Here is an 18,240-nt window from a genome sequence, read left to right on the forward strand (position 1 = left end):
GATCAGCCTCCAGAAACGTTGACTTCTGCCTCATGAATTTTCTCTTGCTGCACCGGTGACAAATCGTGGGAGTCCAACCAAAACTCAGGAAGATGCGGGCGTTTTGCCCCACCCGCTCTACCGCGTGGACCTTCTGCAGCTTCTGGGAAAGACTGATCAAGGTCAAGCGTATCGAGAAGCTCACGCAGCTGCTCAACTGATTCGATCAAGCCCAGTTGGTGACGCATTTGGCCGCCCACCGCAAACCCTCGCAGGTACCAGCCAACATGCTTACGGAGTTCCCGCATTGCACGATGTTCATCGGCAAAATGTGCAACTGACAACTCACCGTGACGAACAATGATATCTGCAACTTCTCGCAACGCTGGTCGATAACGATACGGAGAGCCATACGATGCAGCAACGAGATCGAAAAATAACCATGGTCTCCCCTGGCATCCACGGCCCACGCTAATCCCGTCTGCGCCTGTTTGCACGAGCATCGCGCGAGCATCGCCCACCTCGAATACGTCACCATTACCAAAGATTGGCAGGGAGGTCATTTGCTTCAGCTCGCCAATAAATTCCCAGCGGGCACGGCCAGAATAGTGCTGTTCTGTAGTACGTGCATGCAAGGTTAGTCCAGAGATTCCAGCATCCTCACTCATTCGGGCTACGTCCTTGAACGTCATATGATCTTCATCGATACCAATACGGCACTTGGCAGTAACCGGAACGACGAAGTCTCGTCCCGATTCTCGGGATGCTCGGTGGGCAGCTTCAACCGCACCAGTGACTATCTGGGAAAACAGTGAATGCTTCCACGGTAATGCAGACCCACCACCCTTACGAGTTACTTTTGGAACTGGGCAACCGAAGTTCAGATCAATATGATCGGCTCGATTTTCTCGCACTAATATGTCAACAGCGCGGGCTATAGATGTTGGTTCAACACCGTATAGTTGTATGGAACGTACCGGGTCTGCTGGATCTGGCTTAATCATCGTCATTGTTTCCGGATTGCGCTCTATCAGGGCACGAGAAGTGACCATCTCACAAACATACAGTCCCGCGTAGCTATGGTTACCACCATTATGACCGGCTTTTGGGAGCTCAACACCAGCAGCACGAGCGCCGGCTTCTCCGAATTCACGGCATAGCTGACGGAAAGGCGGGTTAGTAACCCCCGCCATTGGTGCAAGGATCACTGGAGATTCTAACAAAACATCGCCAATGCGAACGCTCATGAAATACTACTATTCCTTGAATGTGATGGAGCTACAGGAGCAAAAAGACAGGCAATCGCCGTCGTCATCGGGATAGCCAAAACCAAACCGACTGAGGCAACTAGGGTACGCACAATTTCTTCCGCTACTTGGCCAATCATCAAGAAGTCTACAAACCCACGATCAACTAGCGCAGCACTCATAAGTAGTGGAAGCGCGGAACCAACATAGGCGAAAGCAAGCGTATACACTGTTGAGGCGATATGGTCTCGTCCGATCACCATAGCTTGTCCAAAGATTCTCCGGCGCATAGCTGTCGGGTTTGCAGCGTGTAGCTCCCAAACCGTGGACACCTGAGTAATAGTCACGTCGTTTAACGCGCCTAAGCCCGCCAGAATCATTCCGCACAAGAGGATCTGGTTCATGCGCAACGTTCCTAACTGGCTGAAGATTGCGATCGAATCTTCACTTGAGACACCAGTAAGATTAGCGCTACCAATTGCTAACCATGCAACAAGCCCAGTAATAATCAGCCCGCCAAGAGTACCCAACACGGCAGTGGTAGTTCGGATTGAGATACCGTGTGCCAGATAGATAGAGGTAAACATCATGGCCGCTGCACCAATCAGTACGACTAGTAGCGGCGATTCGCCAGACATTAGAGCTGGCAACATAAAGAACCCGACGACTGCTAAGGAAACACCCAATCCTGCTAACGCAGCAGCACCTTTGAGTCGAGCAACTAAAACAACAACTCCAACATATAGCGCAATCAGAACCCATAACGGAACTGAACGCACGAAATCAACGAAAATATATGGAGCGTCAGTACCTACAAGATCAGGAGAAAAAATTGCCTTAACGCGATCTCCTACATCAAGGCCATTTTTAACGTACTCGTATGGAACATGGATACCAACTTCAGTTCCATCAACAAGCATTTTCACTGGAGTTTGCATGCTCGCATCGGTTTCTCCGATGGCACTAATTTCTCCAATTGCTTGTTGCGAACCAACATTAAATTCTGGACGCGATCCTACTGGTGTTTGTCCAGACGGCCACATGACGATTAGTCCGATAATGGTTAGCAGAGCTAACGGGACGACGACGCATGCCAATGCGACGCTAACTCGGCGCCGATCTGCTGGTGACAGTGCCAATGGCGCCGAGTGGGAATGGGTGTGGGAGTGACTGGCGGGGATATTCTCCCCGCCAGTCGGTGCAACTTTGTTAGCAGCCAATGAGTTTACCTGCCAGGTAGGCTTCAACTTCATCAATTGGAATGCGGATTTGTTCCATCGTGTCACGATCCCGAATCGTAACAGCCTGATCCTCTAGTGAATCAAAATCGACGGTGATACAGAATGGCGTACCGATTTCATCTTGACGACGGTAACGGCGACCAACTGCTCCAGCATCATCAAAATCAACATTCCAGTGCTTACGCAGGCTAGCCGCAAGCTCTCGTGCCATTGGTGATAGATCAGCGGAACGCGACAATGGCAAAACAGCAACCTTGACTGGCGCCAACCGTGGATCGAGTTTCAGAACGATACGCTTGTCTACTCCACCCTTGGTGTTTGGAGCTTCATCTTCAGTATAAGCTTCGGTCAAGAATGCCATCAATGAACGGGTCAATCCCGCTGAAGGTTCAACAACGTATGGCGTGTAGCGCTCACCCGAAGCTTGATCGAAGTATTCAAGCTTCTTACCAGAGGCCTCGCTGTGCGAAGAAAGATCAAAATCAGTACGATTCGCGATACCCTCAAGTTCGCCCCAGTCTGAGCCTTGGAATCCGAATCGGTATTCGATGTCAACGGTACGCTTGGAGTAATGGGAGAGCTTTTCCTTTGGATGCTCGTACAGGCGCAGGTTTTCACGAGAAATACCCAGATCCTCATACCAAGCTAAGCGGGCATCGATCCATGATTGATGCCATTCCTCATCTTCACCTGGTTTGACGAAGAATTCAATTTCCATCTGCTCAAATTCGCGGGTACGGAAGATAAAGTTACCCGGAGTGATTTCGTTACGGAATGACTTACCTACTTGACCAATACCAAATGGCGGCTTCTTACGAGAAGCGGTAACAACATTCAAGAAGTTAACAAAGATACCCTGTGCTGTTTCTGGACGTAGGTAGTGTAGACCTTCTTCGTTATCCACCGGACCCAAGAATGTTTTAAGCAGTCCTGAGAACGGTTTGGATTCAGTCCATTCACCACGAGTGCCGCAGTTCGGGCACGCAATATCTGACATCGATACGTCTGATTCAGCTATGCCTTTCTTTTCTGCGTACTGTTCGATCAGATCATCTTCTCGAAGACGCTTATGGCAATGCTGGCACTCGATAAGCGGATCTGAGAATGTAGCGACGTGACCAGAGGCTACCCACACCTCACGTGGCAGAATGATAGAAGAGTCCAAACCCACCATATCTTCGCGCCCGGTAACGTTAGTTTTCCACCATTGACGCTTGATATTTTCTTTCAGCTCGACACCTAGCGGGCCGTAATCCCACGCCGAACGTGTGCCACCGTAAATATCGCCGGATGGGAACACGAATCCACGACGTTTCGCTAGGGAAATAACATTATCGAGTCGCGATGGGGCCTTCTTGGCCATGCGGCTACTCCTTTCAGACGTCTGCATCTGGATGATGCAGTAATAAGTTTGTTTCTCTATTCTACGTGGGACAGAGTACAAACTCTCGCTATATCCCACATAAAGGATGGTCACTCTAGTTAAAGCAGACACACTAAAAGCATTCAGGCAACCCTTACATGACAATCATTCTCATTTAGGGTTTGATGGAGATATGACTATGAAAAATAAACGACTATCGTACCTTAGTAAAATCACCGCAATTGTGAGCGCCTCTGCATTCGCGCTCGCTGGATGCTCAGACGCAACACCTGATAAGTCAGCTTCGGATGCCAAAGTATCTGTTACTACTAGCTTTTATCCGCTGACTTATCTTGTCAATGAAGTAGGACAAGACCACGTCGCCGTAACGGATCTAACTCCACCTGGCGCCGATGCTCATGGCGTCGAATTATCGCCAAAAGAGATTTCGGATATGCAGAAATCCGATGTAGTTTTCTACCTAGCTAAACTCTCACCAGCAATTGATGATGCAGTAGCCGCAGCTAAAGTGAATGCTATTAATATCGGCGATTCGGTGGAGCTTCTCAAGAACGAAGAAACTGGCGGCGAGCATGAGCACGCTGATCATGACGAGCATGATGAACACGCACATCACGAGCACGACGCCGAACACGCCGAACACGCCGAACACGCCGACCATGACAGCGAACATGCTGACCACGACGACGAACACGCTCATCACGACCATGGTATCTACGACCCACATTTCTGGACTGACCCAGCACGTATGGCTCAAGCAGCTCATACCATCGCCAAACAGCTGAGCGAGAAGGACCCTAAGCACGCCACAGACTATGAGAAGAATGCCGACAAAGTAACACAGCGCTTGTTAGATCTCGATAAGAAGTTTGAACAAGCTTTTGCCGGAACTTGTGAAACAAAGTCTTTTGTTGTCACCCATGCAGCTTTTGGATACCTGGCCCATGAATACGGATTAAAGCAGATCGGCGTTGCTGGAATTGATCCTGAGTTTGAGCCATCACCAGCACGCATTGTCGAAGTAAAGAAGCTTGTTGACGAAGAGCATATCAACACGATTTTCACTCCGACTAATGGTGAAGCAAAAGTTGCGCAAACAGTCGCACAAGAAACCGGCGCACAATTTGCCGTCTTGAACGTGGCTGCAACAGCTGGTGACGAATCTGCCGACTATATCGATATGATGGAACATAATCTGACTGCTCTTTCTGACTCAATGAGGTGCACCAAGTAAAATGACAACTTCCCCGGCCGTTAGCGTCCGTAATTTACACGTGACTTTAGATGGAACGAAAATTCTTCACGGCATTGATATGGACATTGATGCTGGCTCTACGGTTGCGATACTAGGCGCTAACGGCTCGGGAAAGTCCACTCTTATACGCGCGCTTGTTGGAGTAATTCCGCACGAAGGGACTGTTTGCCTGTTCGGCCATGCGCTAGGAAGAAAGGCCCCCTGGCAACGGATTGGATATGCTCCGCAACGCGTAAGCCAATCATCAAAGATCCCTGCTACCGCACTCGAAACGGTTATGTCAGGACTCATATATGGCTGGCATTTCAAACTACCAAAAGACAGCAAAACTCAAGCACTATCAGCTCTAGCTACAGTTGGTCTAGCAGCCCGAGCACATGAATCAGTTCAAACTTTTTCAGGCGGACAGCAACAGCGCGTTCTGATTGCACGAGCGCTTGTTCGCAATCCTGATCTACTCATATTAGACGAACCGTTCGCCGGAATTGATTCCCAATCGCGCGAACATATTATTGAAGCGCTGACCATACTACGGAACCAAGGAAAAACAATTGTGATGGTTCTCCACGATCTATACAGCCTCGACTCCATTATCGACCAAACCTATGTCGTTAACAACGGCCGATTCGATCGCTCTTCTAAAGTTCCGATTCCCTCTGAAACCCCCTCTCCATCTATATGCTACGGAGAAATTCATGCTTGAGTTCTTAGCCTCCCCGCTGATGGTTCGTGCTTTGATAGTGGCGGTTCTTGTTGGGCTATCTGCCCCCGTCGTCGGAACATATCTGGTTCAGCGCCAACTAACTCTGCTGGGAGACGGGATTGGTCATATTGCTCTCACTGGAGTCGCGATGGGATGGCTTGCCGCCAATGCCGCCAACGCTGCCAACCGTGATGCTTGGGCTGTTCCTGGCGCAATAGTTGCATCAGTTCTTGGAGCACTGTTGATCGAGTGGATGCGTAACCGCGGACGTTCCTCAGCAGATGTTGCCCTAGCTCTAGTTTTCTATGGTGGCATTGCCGGTGGCGTTATTCTGATCGGGATTGCCGGTGGCACAACATCGACTCTCACGTCCTATTTGTTTGGCTCAATTTCTACAGTAACCGAGCTGGACGTAGCACTTACGGTACTTTTATGCATTGTCATTTTGGCAATCGGTTTGGGCCTAAAACCAGCTTTATTTGTATTATGCCACGACGAAGAGCACGCCCGTGCTTCCGGTCTTCCAACCGTTTTCTTATCTGCGGTTATTGCGGTAACCGCCGCCTTAACAGTGTCCGTTGCAATGCGAGTGGTAGGAGCCCTTTTAGTATCTGCACTCATGATTATCCCGGTAGCGATCTCGCAGATAGTCATGCGTTCATTTCGGTCAACAATGTATCTGGCCATGGGCATTGGAGTGATAGTCGCTATCACCGGACTCATAACAACGTACTTTTACCCATGGTCCCCCGGTGCAACTATCGTTTTATACGCTGTCAGCCTCTACGTCCTTGTGGTTGCCTTCCGTCCAGCTATACTGGTTGTGTTAAGGTGGAAAACGGTACAGTAATTAGTCTTTTACACATAACTACAAAGCGTGTGCCTGGCAGTTAAAGGGGAAACAATGCAACGCATGACGAAACAACGTCAAGCTATTTGGGAACTTTTACGTAGCGAAAAGAATTTTCTGTCAGCACAAGAAGTCCATGATGCTTTAGAAAGGTCTGGTGAAGCCATCGGCTTAGCCACTGTATATCGTAATTTACAAGCGTTAGCGGCCAATGGTTCTGTCGATGTGTTGCGCTTAGAAAACTCTGAGACCCAACTATTCCGTTACTGTGCTGAATCAGTTCACCATCATCACATGGTATGTCGATCGTGCGGAAAAACAGTTGAGATTTCTGGAGCAGGAATTGAGAGCTGGGCTGAAGGTATTGCTGCCGAACACGGTTTTACCCGTCTATCCCACTCATTCGAAATTTTCGGGTTGTGTGACCGGTGCTCTAGAAAAGAAAATAGCTAAATGACGAATCTTATCGCTGACATTTCTTATTTCCTCTCACACGGGCCACTCCTCATCGTATTTTCATTTCTGTGTGTTGTTATTTTCTTCCGAGCTCAAGGAACATACTGGTTAGGTCGTTACATCGCGCATATAGTCTATGACCGTATCGTGGGTCACGAACACAAAACGATGCTAACTAAACGTTTCGAAGCCTGGTTAACGTCAGAACGCATTGTCCGCGGAATCGATACTGTCCAACGACGCGGATGGCCTGTTGTCACAGTTTCTTTTCTAACCGTAGGCTTTCAAACAATCGCTAATATGTCAGCTGGTATTTTGCGAATGCCGTGGATGTTATACACCGCAGCTATGATACCTGGCGGGGCTGCATGGGCTGCTATTTATGCAACAATTGGCTGGACAGTATGGAAAGCAGCCATGGCATCAGCAGCAGGGTCACCATGGGGAGTCATCGTCGTCGTTGCTATTCTGGGCATCTACGGCATCTTCATTATCCGACGCAAACGTGCAGGTGATGACATGATTGACGCGACAGCCGCTGACAACGATAGCACCCCCAGTTCTCTAGGCAACTTGGCTGATGCTCTTGCCGAAGATCAGCTCGAACCATCCAAACTAACGGAGTAAAAATGACTGAAGAATTCACCGTCCGGCTCCCCATTCAGCTGGGCCAATTTGTTAAGCTTTCAGGTTTAACCGAAACCGGCGGACAAGCCCGCGAAGTTATTCAAGAAGGTTTCGTCCGGGTAAATGGAGCTGTTAATACCCATCGTGCAGCAAAATTAAACGATGGTGACCTTGTCGAAGTATCGTTTCCAGGTGGGCCTCGACTGCGTGCGATAGTTCGCGGAGCCTAAAAATAGTGGCATTTAAGCGGAGTCGATTTTCTCATCGAATCAACTCCGCTTCTGTTTTATTCAGTTACTAATGCGTTCTTACCCAGCAACACTCGCAGGTTAGAAAGCAACGCAGGATTAGCATTTACCTTGAAACTATCATGTAGCTGGACAACAGTGGTTTTACCTAGCTGGCGCACATGAACTCGAATCGGGGCCTTGCCTGGATACTGTTTGAGAAGATCAGCTAATTTACTCATTAACTCCTGAGTAAGCATGCGCTCTGGTATTTGAATGTCTAGTGGAGTATCCTCAGCTATCCCAGCAAGCTGTGGAACTTTCATATCCATTGCATTCAGCTGAATGCCGCTGTCGCGAACAGACATACGTGCTTTAACCGTAACAACAGTGTCCGGCATCAGGAATTGTGATACTGACGAATACGTTGCCGGGAAGAAGTTCACCTCGATAGATCCGGTGAAATCTTCGATGGTTGCGGTAGCCCACGTCTTACCATTCTTTTGTGAGATACGAGTCTGCACTGACGTGATTAGACCAGCAACAGTCACTGTCTGTCCATCGACCGGATTTTCCTCATTCTGGATTCCCAAAATAGTATGATCAGCGACCCGATCAAGGAATGCTTCTAAACCGGAAAGCGGGTGATCAGAAACGTAAAGACCAAGCATGTCCCGCTCGATATTGAGTTTTTCTTTCTTATCCCATTCAGGCAGATCCGGAATCTCTACGCTAAATGATTGTGCGATTGGGTTATCTTCGCCCAGACCGCCAAACAGATCAAACTGTCCGCCAGCTTCGTTCCGTTTCACTGGTAGCACTGCCTCGATAGCTTCTTCATGAATTGCCACCAAAGCTCTGCGGGAGTAGCCCAGCGAGTCGAAAGCTCCTGCTTTAATCAAACATTCAATAGCACGCTTGTTGAGCACAGCAGCCGGAACTTTATCAAGGAAATCCTGGAATGACGTGTACTCTCCCTTCTCTTGGCGTGCAGAAATAATTCCTTCGACGACGAGTTTTCCAACGTTGCGCACTGAACTAAGCCCCACTCGGACTTCGTTGCCGACTGCAGAATACACGTCCATCGATTTATTGACATCTGGCACATTCACCCGAATCCCCATGCGCCGAGTATCTGCCAGATAGGTTGCAACCTTTGTTTTATTGTTCTGGTTAGATGTCAGCAACGACGCCATGTACTCACTGGGATAATGAGCCTTAAGATACGCAGTTTGATAGGTAACTAAAGCGTATGCTTCAGAATGCGATTTATTGAAGGCATACTGCGCGAATGGCACCAAAATATCCCACAAGGTGTTGATCGCGTTGTCGGAGTACCCATTATCACGCATACCCTGAGCAAAACTCTTAAACTGCTTTTGCAGCACATCGGCTTTCTTCTTACCCATTGCCTTACGCAAAAGATCTGCCTGGCCTAGCGTAAAGCCAGCAAGTTTCTGAGCAATACGCATAACCTGTTCTTGGAACACAATCAGACCATGTGTCTTACCCAAAATGTCCTCAAGTGCTTCAGCAAGCTCCGGATGAATCGGCGTCTTTTCTTGTAGTCCGTTCTTACGCAACGCATAGTTTGTGTGCGAATTAGCACCCATTGGACCTGGACGATATAGTGCCGAAACAGCCGAAATATCGGCGAAGGTGTCTGGCTTCATCTGTTTGAGCAATTGCCTCATGCCCGGAGAATCCAACTGGAAGATGCCTAATGTTTCGGCGCGCGCAAGGAGATCATAGGTTTCTTTATCATCGAGTGGAATAGCATCAATATCCGGAGCTTCCTTACCGTTGTTGCGGATATTGGTGAGCGCTCCTTCGATCACGGTCAAGTTCGATAGCCCCAAGAAGTCCATCTTGACCAGTCCTAGTTCCTCACATTGTGGGTACTCGAATTGAGTAATGATCGCACCGTCTTGCAATCGCTTCATGATAGGAATAACGTCCGTTAGCGCTATCGACGACATAATCACAGCACAGGCATGCACACCCGTTTGCCGCGTCATGCCTTCTAAGCCCAATGCAAAATCAAAGACTCGCTTGGCTTCCGCATTAGAATCCACGAATTCACGGAACTCTCCGGCTTCGTTATACCTAGCCGCCTGCGGATTATAAATATCCTTGACCGCAATCGACTTTCCTTGGACGTCCGGTGGCAGCGCCTTAGTAAGTTGGTCTCCCATCTGGAAGGGCATGCCTAAAACCCGCGCTGCGTCCTTCAACGCTTGCTTCGTTTTAATAGTGCCGTACGTGACCACCTGGGCGACTTTGTCCGCACCATATTTTTCTTCCACGTACCGGATGACTTCATCACGACGACGATCGTCGAAGTCGACGTCGATATCCGGAAGAGAAACACGTTCCGGGTTCAAGAATCGTTCGAAGAGAAGATCGTGTTTGATCGGATCAAGCTGCGTAATTTCCAACGCGTAAGCGACCATCGAGCCAGCTCCAGAGCCTCGGCCCGGTCCAACTCGAATGCCGTGTTCTTTAGCCCACTTGATGTAGTCGGAAACAACCAGGAAGTATCCCGGAAATCCCATCGAAGTGATGACGCCAACCTCGTAATCAGCTCGCTCCCGCACGTGTGCAGGAACTGATCCGTTGTAACGCTTTAATAGGCCAGCTTCAACTTGGTTAATAAACCACGACGTCTCATCCTCGCCTGCCGGGACGGGGAAAGCAGGCATATAGCTAATGCCATCGGCAGTAGTCTGGAAAGATACATTACAACGCTCAGCAACAAGCAAAGTATTTTCAACAGCTTCGGGCAAGTCCTCGAACTGACGCCACATTTCTTCGGAAGACTTAATGTAATAGCCGTCGCCATCAAATTTGAAGCGATCAGGATCCATCAAGGTTGAGCCAGAATTAATACAGAGCATCGCGTCCTGAATGTCTCGATCTTCGCGCTTAACATAATGCGAATCATTCGTTGCGATAAGTGGAGCGCCAATCATCCGAGCAATCTTTAACAGATCGTTTTGCACCCGACGTTCGATTTCCAAGCCGTGATCCATGACTTCGACAAAGAAATGGTCTTTGCCAAAAATGTCTTGGAGCTCCCCTGCAGCCTTGAGCGCTTCATCCCACTGCCCCAGTCGTAATCGCGTCTGAATCTCTCCAGAAGGGCATCCAGCCGTACCTATCAGGCCATCATGATACGTTTCCAGAAGCTCACGATCCATGCGCGGCCATTTCCCCATCTGGCCTTCCAACGATGCTAAGGAATTCATCCGAAACAAGTTATGCATTCCGGTATTGTTCTCGGAAAGCAGAGTCATATGGGTATAGGCACCACGAGCAGAGACATCATCTGAGCGTTGTGCCGGCGTGCCCCACAGCTGACGGGACTGATCAAAACGTGACGTTCCCGGCGTCATGTATGCTTCCAAACCAATAATCGGCTTAATACCAGCTGCCGTAGCCGCTTTGTACATTTCGTAAGCGCCAAACAAATAGCCGTGATCGGTAATAGCCACAGCCGGCTGTTCTAACCGCGCAACTTCAGCTACCAGTTTATTGATTTTTGCTGCACCATCAAGCAGCGAATAGTCAGTGTGAACGTGTAGGTGCGCAAAATCTTTTCCAGCCATGGCATCTAGTCTAATGACTGCATCCACCACATGTCTGGTTCATTGACGTTGAAATTCGCACACGCTTAAAACACGGCTCATCAGTTTGTGCTCAATTCCAGCATCCAGAACAATGTCATCAGACTCAATAACATAACCTAAACGCTCATAGAAACCAATAGCCGCACGCTGAGCAAACAAATAAATCGTCACCATACCCTGAGAGCTAAACTCAGATAACGCCAGCCCAGCGAGCTCAGACATGACTGCTTCGCCAATTCCGCCACCACGAAATTCACGTTTAACCACCACTCTACCGATGTGTACTCGTCCGTCGTCATCCCGGAAAATCCGTCCCGTTCCAATGACGCGCTGTTCGTCGTCTAGCACTGCCACATGAAACGTTCCGCTTGCTGTGTCTCTCTGATCTTTTTCGAGCTCAACTGGCACATTCTGTTCACAAACGAATACTTCGAGACGCAACGCAAGCACCGAAGACAAATCGTCAGCGCCACTCAAATGCTTAATCACGGTCACAGGGCGCCATTCCTCATCTGGTTGAGCGCAGATTGCAGATCTGCTGGATACCGAGATTCAACCTCTACGTAGTGTCCAGTACGCGGATGATCAAACCCGAGCCGAACAGCGTGGAGCCACTGCCGATCCAAGCCCAGTCGTTCAGATAACCTCGGATCAGCACCGTACATATCATCACCCACACATGGATGCTTCAACGCGCTCATATGTACCCTAATTTGATGGGTACGTCCCGTTTCAAGATGAACTTCTAACAGGCTCGCGCCAGCCATTGCTTCGATAGTGTCATAATGCGTGACCGAGTGCTTACCATCAGCACGCACACTCATCTTCCACTGATGACGATGATCTCGTGCAATTGGAGCCTCCACAGTTCCGCGCATGGGATCCGGATGCCCCTGTACTAAAGCATGGTAGATTTTTGTAACTGTCCGATCCCGAAAAGCTCGCTTGAGCATAGTATAAGCAAGCTCGGATTTAGCAACTACCATTGCTCCCGTTGTGCCTACATCGAGCCGATGTACAATCCCCATCCGCTCTTGCGGACCTGATGTAGACAATCGAACTCCACTAGCTAATAGGGCTCCCAGCACGTTTGGTCCGTCAAAGTTGTGCGATGCATGAGCAGCCACACCAGCTGGTTTATCGACGATGATAATGTCCTCATCTTCGTACAAAATCCCCATACCCTCTACTGGCGTAGGCTCGGGCTCTGTCGATGGCGGAGCCGGAATAGAGACCTCAGCTATCGTGCCAGCTATAGCACGATCTGATTTTCCAGGAGCTTTGCCATCAACTAATACGTCGCCAGAAAGAATAAGGTCCACTATTTTTGACCGCGAAAGTCCGGTCATCTTTGCTAGCGCAGTATCAAGACGCTCGCCCGCGAATCCATCGGGAATAAAGTAGGTATGCGTCATTCCTGCTCCGTATCCTCAGTAAGAGTCGGTGCTGTATCCGCCTTAATTATCTCTATAAGGATGAGAACACCAAAACCTGCCACAAGCGCAATATCTGCAATGTTACCGATGAACCAGTCCGAATACTGAATAAAATCAATGACGTGTCCTCGTGCGATTCCTGGCGGACGCACAAAACGATCAATAAGGTTACCTAGAGCTCCACCCCAGATAACTGCGGCAGTGTAAAGAAGTGACGCAGTGTGCAACCGACGAATAAAAAACAGTGCCCCTGCGACGAAAATAGTGCCGAGTATAGTGAAGACCCAAGTCGCATTATCAAGAAATGAGAAAGCTGCTCCGGGATTAAAGACTAGATGCAAACTAATAAAGTCACCGATAACTGGAATCGTTTGTCCGTCAGATAATGCGGTAAGCGCCCAGATTTTAGACAACTGATCAACAAGGACAACAACTGCTGCGATAAACGCTGCCAACACAAGATTCTTTTTCGTCACCTAGTGATTCTAACAAAGGATTACTGCATATATCAGTGGTGCCGGCACAATCGCACCGGCACCACTGATATCAAAAGGATTACTGCTGGTTGGAATCGACGTTGTGTAGCAACGACTCCAAGTAGCTCTTGAGACGAGTGCGGTAGTCGCGCTCGAAATCACGGAGTTCAGCAATCTTGCGTTCAATAAGGGAACGCTCTTCTTCAAGCTTGGTAAGAGTACGGTTGTGAATGTCCTCAGCTTCAGTGACGATACGAACCTTCTCAGCTTCGCCTTCAGCGATCAACCGTTCATTTTCTGCCTTACCATCAGCAACGAACTTATCATGCAATTGCTTTGCCATAGCCAAAACAGATGTTGCCTGCGAAGCCTCATCGTTTGCACTAATCGGAGCTAATGCGGCGGTGGCAGTAGCGTCAGATGGTGCTGCAGCTGCAGCCTGTGGCTGAGCAAGTCCTTGAGCATTTTCAAGTTCAGTCACTCGAGCCTGAGCGCGAGCTAGCTTCTCTTCCAGTTCTGCTTTCTCAGCAGTGAGCTTTGCGATCGTCTCGGCGACTTCATCAAGGAAAAAGTCGACATCATCCTGATCGTAGCCTTCCGCGACGGAAGCGGGCTCCTTGAACTGCTTGTTCACAACATCTTGTTCAGTAAGCTGAGCCATTATTCACCTCGTTTATAAATTCACGTACTCCGTATTGAGTATCTATCACGATAGATTACTAGAGGAACCCACCTAGAGGGTAATTTAGAATCAATTTCATAACTTTTTCATAAAGAATTAGGTCATTCCACGCACAAAATACCTTGAATATAGGTAGAAATACCCAAGATCCTTATCACAATAAGCTAATCGCGATATTTTGAATAAGTCGCACTGCAACGAACACAAGAATGAAGCCCAGATCCAGAGCTATCCCACCTAGTCGAAGTGGAGGTATTAGTCGATTCACTGCACGCAACGGAGGATCAGTTAAGAAGTAGATTGCGTTGATGATTAGAAGAACAACTCCTTCTGGACGCCAATCTCGTATTAATGTCAAACCCAGATCGACAATAACGCGTCCGAATAGGACGAAAGTATAGATGCTACAAAGATAGATGATACAAAGCAGGAAATACGACATTATCACCCGAAGTTGTGCGGTTCGTCAGTACCCATTGAATCCAATTTGACTGAATGTGGAGTCAAAAGGAAAACATCTTCTGAAATTCGCGAGAAAGCACCCTCAAGCCCAAAAACCAAGCCAAGGGCAAAATCAACAATTCGCTTACGATCATCATTGTTTGCATCCGAAAGATTCAAAATAACCGGCAAACCTTGGCGGTACTCGGTAGCAAAATCTTTAACACCCTTGAAATCTGTTACCCAAACCGTAACAATACGGGCAACTTCCGGAACAGAAGGAATCGAATGCACTGGAGCTAGCTGCGAATCGTCTTCTTCATAGTAACTGTCATCCGAATAATGATCATATGCTTCGTATTCACCATCTTCTTCGTAGGGCGTTGCTTTAGCCGTGATCCGCTCAAAGATTCCCATATTGTTCTCCTTTATTCCGCTTCTTCCTTAAAACTATGCTTAAATACTTCAAAAACCTAGTATTTTGTAGGTGTGTCGTGTGGTTCAAATGAGATCACTCCAGCAAACCGGCCAGTCTGTTCCCCACGCTTAGAAGCAACTCTATGCGAAAAATACAGATCATTCTCATAAGTGCACTCACTATCCACTAGTATGCTGTTAATCCCCAGTTGGTGTGCTTGCGCTACGCCACCAGCAGTCATGTCTATCCCACGAGTACCCCAGCGTGTATCGCACTGAGCTTCAGGTATCGACGATCGATAAACGTCTTGAGACACTTCGTAACAGCGCGCACAGATATGCGGGCCAAATCGAACATCAATATTTTCGACACGTGATCCTCGATCAAGAAACATCTTTAATGCTTTAGCAAGGATCCGCCTCTCCATCCCTCTTCGTCCCATATGGACAGCGGCAATCCGTTCTTCCTGACGATCGGCTATAAGGACCGGAACACAGTCAGCCACCATCACAGCCAACGCAAGACCTGTTGCCGGAACAGCTTCCGGCTCTAAGAAAATTCCATCGGCTTTCCCCACAGTAAGAAAACCATACTCGTCTACCGCCAGCTCCACAGGATCGCAGCCTCCTATAGAGTGAATATGGCTGCCATGCACTTGCTCCATCCACACCAACGGCATCCCAATATAATCCTCGAGCCGACGACGATTACACGCTACTCGTTCTGAGTAATCTCCCACATGAAATCCCAGATTCGCACTCTGGTAAGATCCGCATGACACGCCACCATGCACAGTAGTAAATCCCGCTTTAATATTGGATGTTATCTCATCAAACATGGTTGGGCTCATTCATCGGAATATGAGGAGGAGGCTGCACTACGCCCCACGCAATGCAGCCTCTACAGTTGGAAACTTGAAACAGCTTAGTTGCCGTTTACGAGGAAATCTGGAATATCAAGGTCTGGACGACGGTTTAACTTTTCTTCTTCCAAAGTTGGCGGGACGTCTAATGACGTCGCCACCTGCGGTGCGACTGGAGCAACTGGCTCCTGCGGAGCAGGAGCAGGCGCCGGCGTAGCAACCGGAGCAGCAGGCTTCTCAACATGTGCCACTGGCTCGGTCATAACATGCTTTGCACGTGTTTCCTGTTGCACTTCGCCAGGAGTACGCTTCTGTGTTTGGGCAAGAAGATAATCGTTTTCTTGATCGAAACCAGCAGCAATGACAGTCAACCGGACTTCATCGCCAACGTTGTCATCAATCGTGACACCCACAATGATGTTGGCGTCATCAGCTACGGATTCCTTAATCAGATCGGAAGCCTGTGCTAGCTCATATAGGCCGAAGCTTTCTGAAACGGTGTAAGCCAACAGAACACCACGGGCACCATCAATCCGGGCTTCAAGTAGTGGCGAAGAAATAGCCATCTCCGCAGCGCGCATTGCGCGATCTTCTCCAGTGGCAACGCCAATTCCCATCAGCGCTGTACCGGCGTCCTTCATAATTGCTTTCACATCAGCAAAATCGAGGTTGACTAGACCTGGCTTAGTAATGAGATCCGAAATTCCTTGAACACCGGAACGTAGGACTTGATCGGCTAAACGATAGGCTTCGATAATCGACAACGATTCTTCCGAAATCTGCAAGAGTCGATCATTGGGGATAACAATCAGAGTATCGACTGCCTCACGGAGGGCTGCGATACCCGAATCCGCATTATTTGCCCGCTGACGGCCCTCAAAAGTGAATGGCCGGGTAACAACGCCGATGGTCAGCGCACCTAAATCGCGCGAGATCTGTGCAACAACTGGAGCAGCACCAGTTCCAGTGCCGCCACCTTCACCAGCAGTCACGAAAACCATATCGGCGTCTTTAAGGGTTTCCTGTATGGTATCGGCGTTTTCTTCGGCAGCTCGGCGGCCTACAGTAGGATCAGCACCAGCGCCAAGACCATTAGAAATATCACGACCGATATCGAGTTTTGTTTCAGCTTCAGATTTTGCCAGACTCTGGTTGTCAGTATTTACTGCAACAAAATCAACGCCAACAAGACCGTCTTGCACCATGCGATCAACAGCGTTAACTCCGCCTCCACCAACACCAACAACTTTGATGTTTGCGTTGCTATTAAACATATTTCTCATTTCCCTTATCGGAAACTTCAAGTCAAACTTGAAGTTTTAAGCTTCCAACCTCGCGCAAAAGTTAAAGAATTATTGACCCAGTTGCAACGCCCTAGGCGGTGTGTTGCAAAATTAGTTACTCGTCACTGGCGCATTTGGTGCCGATATATCAATAAATTTCGCTTCTAAACTAAGCAATGAAGCCAAAATCTTGGCTTTGCGATCATTTTCTTCAGATTTACCCCACGCCACTGTTCGGCCATCAGTTAGCGTTAACTGAACCATCTGATGCTGGTCGATACTCAGTTGAGAAATCGTTGCCCGAAAATCATCTGGTAACGCGTCAAGCACACTCATCAACGCCGTCATAGCGTCCTTACGATCAACATCTTCCGGAAAACCTTTGATCTTCGGTAAGGATGCCAATTGATCCGATGGAACTGTGAGCTTTGTTCCGTCTTGAGCAATTCCCTGGCAGTCCTCCCCATCAACTACACATGCAACTGGCACGTGGGCTACCACATCGAATGCCAATCCATTGGGGAAACGATACACCGAAGAAATCCGATCCACTTCTGCAATAGTGTTCTTCACATCTGCTTGAAGCTCCTCGTCATCAAATAACAAAACATGCTCACCATTATGCGACTTCAGCACATCGGCCAGTTTGTTTTTATCAACGATGGAATTGTCAGCTAAACCGCGAATGTCACCAGCATGGTACTCATAGGCAAACAGTGGCGAAAAGAAAATAATCCACAACAGAAACAACAATCCGCTAACTGCGCCTAGTACGTATCCAAATTGTTTGAGACGAATACGCCGACGCTCCGCACGACGCTCTTGGAGACGTTCACTTAGCTCAACAGGTTGCACAGCCGGCTTCACGCTCTCATTTTTATTCTGATGTACAACCATAATCGATTCGATGCTGTCTGCGTCGTCGATATAAACCTCAGTATCAACTAATGCAGTAGGAACAACATCCTGAGCAAAATCTCGCATCTCATTGATTGGCGCTACTCCGCCCTGAGATTGTTCTATTTTCGAGTTTGCCAACTTCCT

General features: G+C 48.5%; 19 protein-coding genes. 6 read left to right on the forward strand and 13 right to left on the reverse strand.

The annotated features are described in order from the left end of the window. Nucleotides 1-2: 2 nt before the first annotated feature. The 3 genes from dusB to BLT51_RS07760 are packed head-to-tail and all read right to left on the reverse strand — an operon-like array spanning nt 3 to nt 3,830. Nucleotides 3-1,226, reverse strand: a complete 1,224-nt coding sequence (gene dusB / locus BLT51_RS07750; protein WP_091281877.1) for a tRNA dihydrouridine synthase DusB — start codon at nt 1,224-1,226, stop codon at nt 3-5. Next, nucleotides 1,223-2,446: a YibE/F family protein gene (locus BLT51_RS07755; protein ID WP_091282692.1), complete on the reverse strand. Its 1,224-nt coding sequence runs from the start codon at nt 2,444-2,446 to the stop codon at nt 1,223-1,225. Before BLT51_RS07755 ends, dusB begins: the two co-directional genes overlap by 4 nt. Further along, nucleotides 2,436-3,830, reverse strand: a complete 1,395-nt coding sequence (locus BLT51_RS07760) for a glycine--tRNA ligase (protein WP_091281880.1) — start codon at nt 3,828-3,830, stop codon at nt 2,436-2,438. The genes BLT51_RS07755 and BLT51_RS07760 overlap by 11 nt, the downstream gene beginning before the upstream one ends. 199 nt (nt 3,831-4,029) lie before the next feature. Between BLT51_RS07760 and BLT51_RS07765 the strand changes: the two genes are divergently transcribed. From BLT51_RS07765 to BLT51_RS07790, 6 genes are all read left to right on the forward strand, one after another. Next, nucleotides 4,030-5,085, forward strand: coding sequence for a metal ABC transporter substrate-binding protein (locus tag BLT51_RS07765; RefSeq protein ID WP_157672969.1), 1,056 nt, complete (start codon nt 4,030-4,032; stop codon nt 5,083-5,085). A 1-nt stretch (nt 5,086) separates the two neighbouring features. Beyond that, nucleotides 5,087-5,809 (forward strand): metal ABC transporter ATP-binding protein, encoded by a 723-nt coding sequence (locus BLT51_RS07770; RefSeq protein ID WP_091281884.1) that lies wholly within the window; start codon nt 5,087-5,089, stop codon nt 5,807-5,809. Next, on the forward strand, nt 5,802-6,659 hold the full coding sequence (locus BLT51_RS07775) for a metal ABC transporter permease (protein ID WP_091281887.1): 858 nt from the start codon (nt 5,802-5,804) through the stop codon (nt 6,657-6,659). Before BLT51_RS07770 ends, BLT51_RS07775 begins: the two co-directional genes overlap by 8 nt. A 63-nt stretch (nt 6,660-6,722) precedes the next feature. Further along, a complete protein-coding gene (locus tag BLT51_RS07780) occupies nt 6,723-7,112 on the forward strand; it encodes a Fur family transcriptional regulator (RefSeq protein ID WP_331712000.1) in 390 nt (129 codons plus the stop codon). Further along, complete coding sequence (locus BLT51_RS07785; RefSeq protein WP_091281892.1) at nt 7,113-7,742, forward strand: DedA family protein; 630 nt, start codon at nt 7,113-7,115, stop codon at nt 7,740-7,742. It abuts the gene before it with no gap. Between the two features lie 2 nt (nt 7,743-7,744). Further along, on the forward strand, nt 7,745-7,972 hold the full coding sequence (locus tag BLT51_RS07790; RefSeq protein WP_091281894.1) for an RNA-binding S4 domain-containing protein: 228 nt from the start codon (nt 7,745-7,747) through the stop codon (nt 7,970-7,972). A 56-nt stretch (nt 7,973-8,028) separates the two neighbouring features. On the opposite strand, the gene dnaE is transcribed toward BLT51_RS07790, so the two are convergent. From dnaE to BLT51_RS07840, 10 genes are all read right to left on the reverse strand, one after another. Further along, a complete protein-coding gene (dnaE, locus tag BLT51_RS07795) occupies nt 8,029-11,577 on the reverse strand; it encodes a DNA polymerase III subunit alpha (protein ID WP_091282694.1) in 3,549 nt (1,182 codons plus the stop codon). Nucleotides 11,578-11,616: 39 nt separating this feature from the next. Beyond that, nucleotides 11,617-12,087 carry a GNAT family N-acetyltransferase gene (locus tag BLT51_RS07800; protein ID WP_157672970.1) on the reverse strand — a complete coding sequence of 157 codons (471 nt, stop codon included), beginning with the start codon at nt 12,085-12,087 and terminating at the stop codon, nt 11,617-11,619. Nucleotides 12,088-12,089: 2 nt separating this feature from the next. Continuing rightward, on the reverse strand, nt 12,090-13,013 hold the full coding sequence (locus BLT51_RS07805; protein ID WP_091281899.1) for an RluA family pseudouridine synthase: 924 nt from the start codon (nt 13,011-13,013) through the stop codon (nt 12,090-12,092). Continuing rightward, on the reverse strand, nt 13,010-13,510 hold the full coding sequence (lspA, locus tag BLT51_RS07810; RefSeq protein ID WP_231943934.1) for a signal peptidase II: 501 nt from the start codon (nt 13,508-13,510) through the stop codon (nt 13,010-13,012). The genes BLT51_RS07805 and lspA overlap by 4 nt, the downstream gene beginning before the upstream one ends. 79 nt (nt 13,511-13,589) lie before the next feature. Further along, nucleotides 13,590-14,171 (reverse strand): DivIVA domain-containing protein, encoded by a 582-nt coding sequence (locus BLT51_RS07815; protein ID WP_091281901.1) that lies wholly within the window; start codon nt 14,169-14,171, stop codon nt 13,590-13,592. A gap of 175 nt (nt 14,172-14,346) precedes the next feature. After that, nucleotides 14,347-14,634, reverse strand: a complete 288-nt coding sequence (locus tag BLT51_RS07820; protein ID WP_091281903.1) for a YggT family protein — start codon at nt 14,632-14,634, stop codon at nt 14,347-14,349. A gap of 2 nt (nt 14,635-14,636) precedes the next feature. Next, nucleotides 14,637-15,050, reverse strand: coding sequence for a cell division protein SepF (locus BLT51_RS07825; RefSeq protein ID WP_091281905.1), 414 nt, complete (start codon nt 15,048-15,050; stop codon nt 14,637-14,639). A 56-nt stretch (nt 15,051-15,106) separates the two neighbouring features. Then, nucleotides 15,107-15,901: a polyphenol oxidase family protein gene (locus BLT51_RS07830; RefSeq protein WP_091281907.1), complete on the reverse strand. Its 795-nt coding sequence runs from the start codon at nt 15,899-15,901 to the stop codon at nt 15,107-15,109. A 74-nt stretch (nt 15,902-15,975) separates the two neighbouring features. Further along, on the reverse strand, nt 15,976-17,187 hold the full coding sequence (gene ftsZ, locus BLT51_RS07835; RefSeq protein ID WP_091281909.1) for a cell division protein FtsZ: 1,212 nt from the start codon (nt 17,185-17,187) through the stop codon (nt 15,976-15,978). Between the two features lie 120 nt (nt 17,188-17,307). Beyond that, nucleotides 17,308-18,234: a cell division protein FtsQ/DivIB gene (locus tag BLT51_RS07840; RefSeq protein WP_157672971.1), complete on the reverse strand. Its 927-nt coding sequence runs from the start codon at nt 18,232-18,234 to the stop codon at nt 17,308-17,310. Nucleotides 18,235-18,240 lie beyond the last annotated feature (6 nt).

Origin of the sequence: Arcanobacterium phocae (genome assembly GCF_900105865.1) — a bacterium.
GTDB lineage: Bacteria > Actinomycetota > Actinomycetes > Actinomycetales > Actinomycetaceae > Arcanobacterium > Arcanobacterium phocae.